Below are 3,958 nucleotides of genomic sequence, written 5' to 3' on the forward strand. Positions count from 1 at the left end.
GTTCCGCGCTGGCGGCAATTTCTCCGGCGGCGGCGGCAAGCTGCTCCAGATCATCAAGGCTGCTGCGCATGAGATTGTGCTGGTCTTCGCTGCCCCTGTAGACGGTTTCCACGCGCTGGGCCAGGGTGGCGGAGTGGTCGGCCAGATCTGCGGCAATCACATCGGCCTGAGTGGCGATGGCGTTCATATTGCCCAGCAGGCCGGCTATGCGCGCCTCTTTTTCTTCGGCATCCCTGAGAGATTTTTGGGCGTGCTCGGCACTGGCCTGTGCTTCCTGGGACTTCTTTTCGTTCTCGGCCAGCTTGAGCTTGAGGTTGTCCAGCAGGGAACCCAATGCCCGCGACAGCGCGCCTATTTCATCCAGGCGCTGCAAACGCAGGTTCACATCCAGGTTGCCCGCCACCACTTCGGCCGACTTGTTCACAAGCCCGCGCAACGGATTGCGGATGGAGCGCGTAATAGCCACGCCGGAAATAACCATGCCCGCCAGTACGGCCAGCAGCAGGGCAATAACCACGTATTCTTCGCGCGCCATTATCTGCTTGTAGCTTTCCCTGTCAGCTTCGGCGGCGTGCAGCATCATTTTGCGCAACTGCCCAAGGGCCTCCACAACCGCCGCCGACTTGACCAGCGTAACGTCATTAAAATGCGCCCTGGCCCCTTGCAGGTCACCGGCCTGCACAAGGCGCTCGATATCCAGAGCGCTGCGGTGCAGGTCCAGGTGGGCGGCTTCCATATTTTTAAAATAGCTGGAAGTGCCGGGCAAAATGGCTTCCACCTCTTCACGGCCGCCATTATAAAACCATTGCCCGAAAAGGCATTTGTGGCCGTCTTTCTGCACTTCAAGCTTGCCGTCCGCGGACGGCATGGCGACAAAGCTGCCAACCCGCTCCTTCCAGTGCAGGTGATCGGCCTCACGCATGGCAAAAACCAGGGCGTTGCTCTGTTTTTGCAGCGCGCTGTCAGCCATGGTCATGACCTGGTTGGACGCATACCAGGCAACCACGGCAAAGCAGATCATGCCCAGCAGGCTGATGCCGAAGCCAAAACACAACTTCTTCCCGATGGAAAGATTTTTCCAGAACATGATTCCTCCCGGGAATCTTAACGACATATAAACACAGGCAATACAGCCAGTTTTACGCTCATTGCCGAAACACGGGCGGCAAAAATCCATCACCGGCAAAGCCGGCCTGCCAATAAAGGAGCATGGCGCGATGAACGCCCTGCCCTTGTTCCTGCCCGCAGCGTTGCTGCGCAGGTCATCAGTTACTATTTGTAAAATGACCCCTACGGGGAGGACAGGTTATTGTCAAGCCACAAAGGCCCCGCAATCGGTATCAATTACGCACACCTTGTCGCGACTCTTCGGCGTCCTGCCCCATAACCGGCAGAAATAACTGCCATCACACACGCACGCTCATTTTTTTGCCACAATTACCGCAAGGTGCGTGCAGGGGCTGCAATGAACAAGGATGTGTGTTACGGTGCATACCGCAAACCGGGCCGACACGGTTCGCAGGTGTGCTGCACGCCGGGCATGCGAAAATGACAGCGATGGAGCCGCCGCGTTTTCCGCATTTTTTTCGGCAGAAAAAACGGTTTCTCCCGCAGCATTTCGTGATGTACCGGGAATATCTGGTAAAATATTTCTTCTGATCTGCGGGAAAAAAATTTGCAGCCGGGCCGTATTTAACTGTTCAAACAACCAGCTTTGTGTTAAGGCTTTTTTGCAACGAAAAATCGCGGCTCCAGATGCCGCCTCCTGAGCATCCACAGTATTCTTTTATGGACGCCCATGACCTGATGCGGTAAATTTTTATCCAAACGCTTTCTTCAGCGTAAACCTTATGTTCCCTGAGCACGTCGCGCCCGCACCGCTTTTTTGTGCGGGACCTACCCGGCCGAACCGGCCACGAAGAAATTTGGAAATACTATTGTGCGCCCCAGAGCGCCAAGGAGGAACAGATGGCTCACATGAAAACCATGGACGGCAATAACGCGACCACGCATATTGCCTACGCTCTGTCGGAAACGGCGGCTATTTACCCCATCACGCCTTCGTCCGTCATGGGCGAAGTGATGGACCAGATGGCTGCCAAGGGCATGAAAAACCTGCTCGGCCAGAAAGTGATCGTGCGTGAAATGCAGTCCGAAGCCGGCGCCGCAGGCGCTGTGCACGGCATGCTTTCCGCCGGCGCGCTGACCTCTACCTACACGGCTTCTCAGGGCCTGCTCCTGATGATCCCCAACATGTACAAAATCGCCGGTGAACTGCTCCCCGGTGTTTTTCACGTGTCGGCCCGCGCCCTGGCCTCGCATGCCCTGTCCATTTTCGGCGACCATCAGGACGTCATGGCCGCCCGCCAGACGGGCTTTTGCTTCCTCGCTTCGGCCTCTGTGCAGGAGTGCATGGACCTGGCCCTGGTGTCCCACCTTTCGGCCATCGACTCAAGCCTGCCCTTCTGCCATTTCTTCGACGGCTTCCGCACCTCGCATGAAGTGCAGAAAATCGAAGTCATCGACTACGAAGACATCCGCGGCCTGGTGAACTGGGACAAGGTGGACGAATTCCGCGCCACCGCCATGAACCCCGAGCATCCGCACATTCGCGGCACCGCCCAGAACCCCGACATTTACTTCCAGAACCGCGAAGCCTCCAACCTCTTCTACGACGCCGTACCCGGCATCGTGCTTGAAAACATGAAGAAGGTGGAGTCCATCACCGGCCGCAAGTACCGCCTGTTCGACTATGTGGGCCACCCCGAAGCCGACCGCATCATCGTTTCCATGGGTTCCTCCTGTGAAGTGGCCGAAGAAACGGTCAACTACCTGAACAGCCAGGGCCAGCGCGTGGGCCTTGTGAAAGTGCGCCTGTATCGCCCGTTCTCCGCCGAGCACATGCTGCGCGCCCTGCCCGCCACCACCACCTGCATCACCGTGCTTGACCGCACCAAGGAAAGCGGCGCCCTGGGCGACCCCCTGTATCAGGACGTGTGCACCGCCTTCCTTGAAAAGGGCGAAGCTCCCACCATCGTGGCCGGTCGCTACGGCCTCGGCTCCAAGGACTTCACCCCCGGCATGGCCAAGGCCGTGTATGACAACATGCTGGCCCTGCAGCCCAAGAACCACTTCACCGTGGGCATCACCGACGACGTGACCAATCTTTCCCTTGAAGTGGAAGAAGAAATCGACACCGTGCCCGCCGGCACCGTGCAGTGCAAGTTCTTCGGCCTCGGCGCCGACGGAACCGTGGGCGCCAACAAGCAGGCCATCAAGATCATCGGCGACAACACCGATCTCTACGCTCAGGCGTACTTTGCCTATGACTCCAAGAAGTCCGGCGGCTTCACCGTGTCGCATCTGCGCTTCGGCAAGGCCCCCATCACTTCGTCCTACCTCATCACCAGCGCCGACTACGTTGCCTGTCACAAGTCGGCCTATGTGACCCAGTACGACATTCTTGAAGGCATCAAGGAAGGCGGCACCTTTGTGCTGAACTCCAACTGGTCGCTGGCTGACCTCGAAAAGCACCTGCCCGCCTCCATGAAGCGCGTTATCGCCCGCAAAAAGCTCAAGTTCTACAACGTGGACGCCGTGAAGGTGGCCCAGGAAGTGGGCCTTGGCGGCCGCATCAACATGATCATGCAGACCGCCTTCTTCAAGCTGGCCAACGTGCTTGACTTTGACAAGGCCGTGGCCCTGCTCAAAGAATCCATCAAGAAGACCTACGGCAGCAAGGGCGACAAGATCGTCAACATGAACATCGCCGCCGTGGACAAGGGCATGGACGCCCTGGAAGAAATCAAATACCCCGCCTCCTGGGCCACTGCCACCGAAGGCGCCGAAGTGTGCCACTGCGATGATGACGACTACATCCGCAGCGTGGTGCGTCCCATCCTGGCCCAGCAGGGCGACAAGCTGCCCGTGTCCGCCATGGACCCGGCCGGTTTCATGC

General features: G+C 58.2%; 3 protein-coding genes. 1 reads left to right on the forward strand and 2 read right to left on the reverse strand.

Annotated elements, in window-relative coordinates:
• Positions 1–1,087: CZB domain-containing protein (locus V6C07_RS01890; RefSeq protein WP_333534698.1), on the reverse strand; the 1,087-nt coding region annotated here is incomplete at its 3' end.
• A gap of 333 nt (positions 1,088–1,420) precedes the next feature.
• On the reverse strand, positions 1,421–1,777 hold the full coding sequence (locus V6C07_RS01895) for a hypothetical protein (RefSeq protein WP_333534699.1): 357 nt from the start codon (positions 1,775–1,777) through the stop codon (positions 1,421–1,423).
• A gap of 191 nt (positions 1,778–1,968) precedes the next feature.
• On the opposite strand from V6C07_RS01895, the gene nifJ reads away from it, so the two are divergent.
• Positions 1,969–3,958: pyruvate:ferredoxin (flavodoxin) oxidoreductase (gene nifJ / locus V6C07_RS01900; protein WP_333534700.1), on the forward strand; the 1,990-nt coding region annotated here is incomplete at its 3' end.

Source organism: Desulfovibrio sp. 1214_IL3152, from assembly GCF_036763055.1.
Classification (GTDB): Bacteria; Desulfobacterota; Desulfovibrionia; order Desulfovibrionales; family Desulfovibrionaceae; genus Desulfovibrio.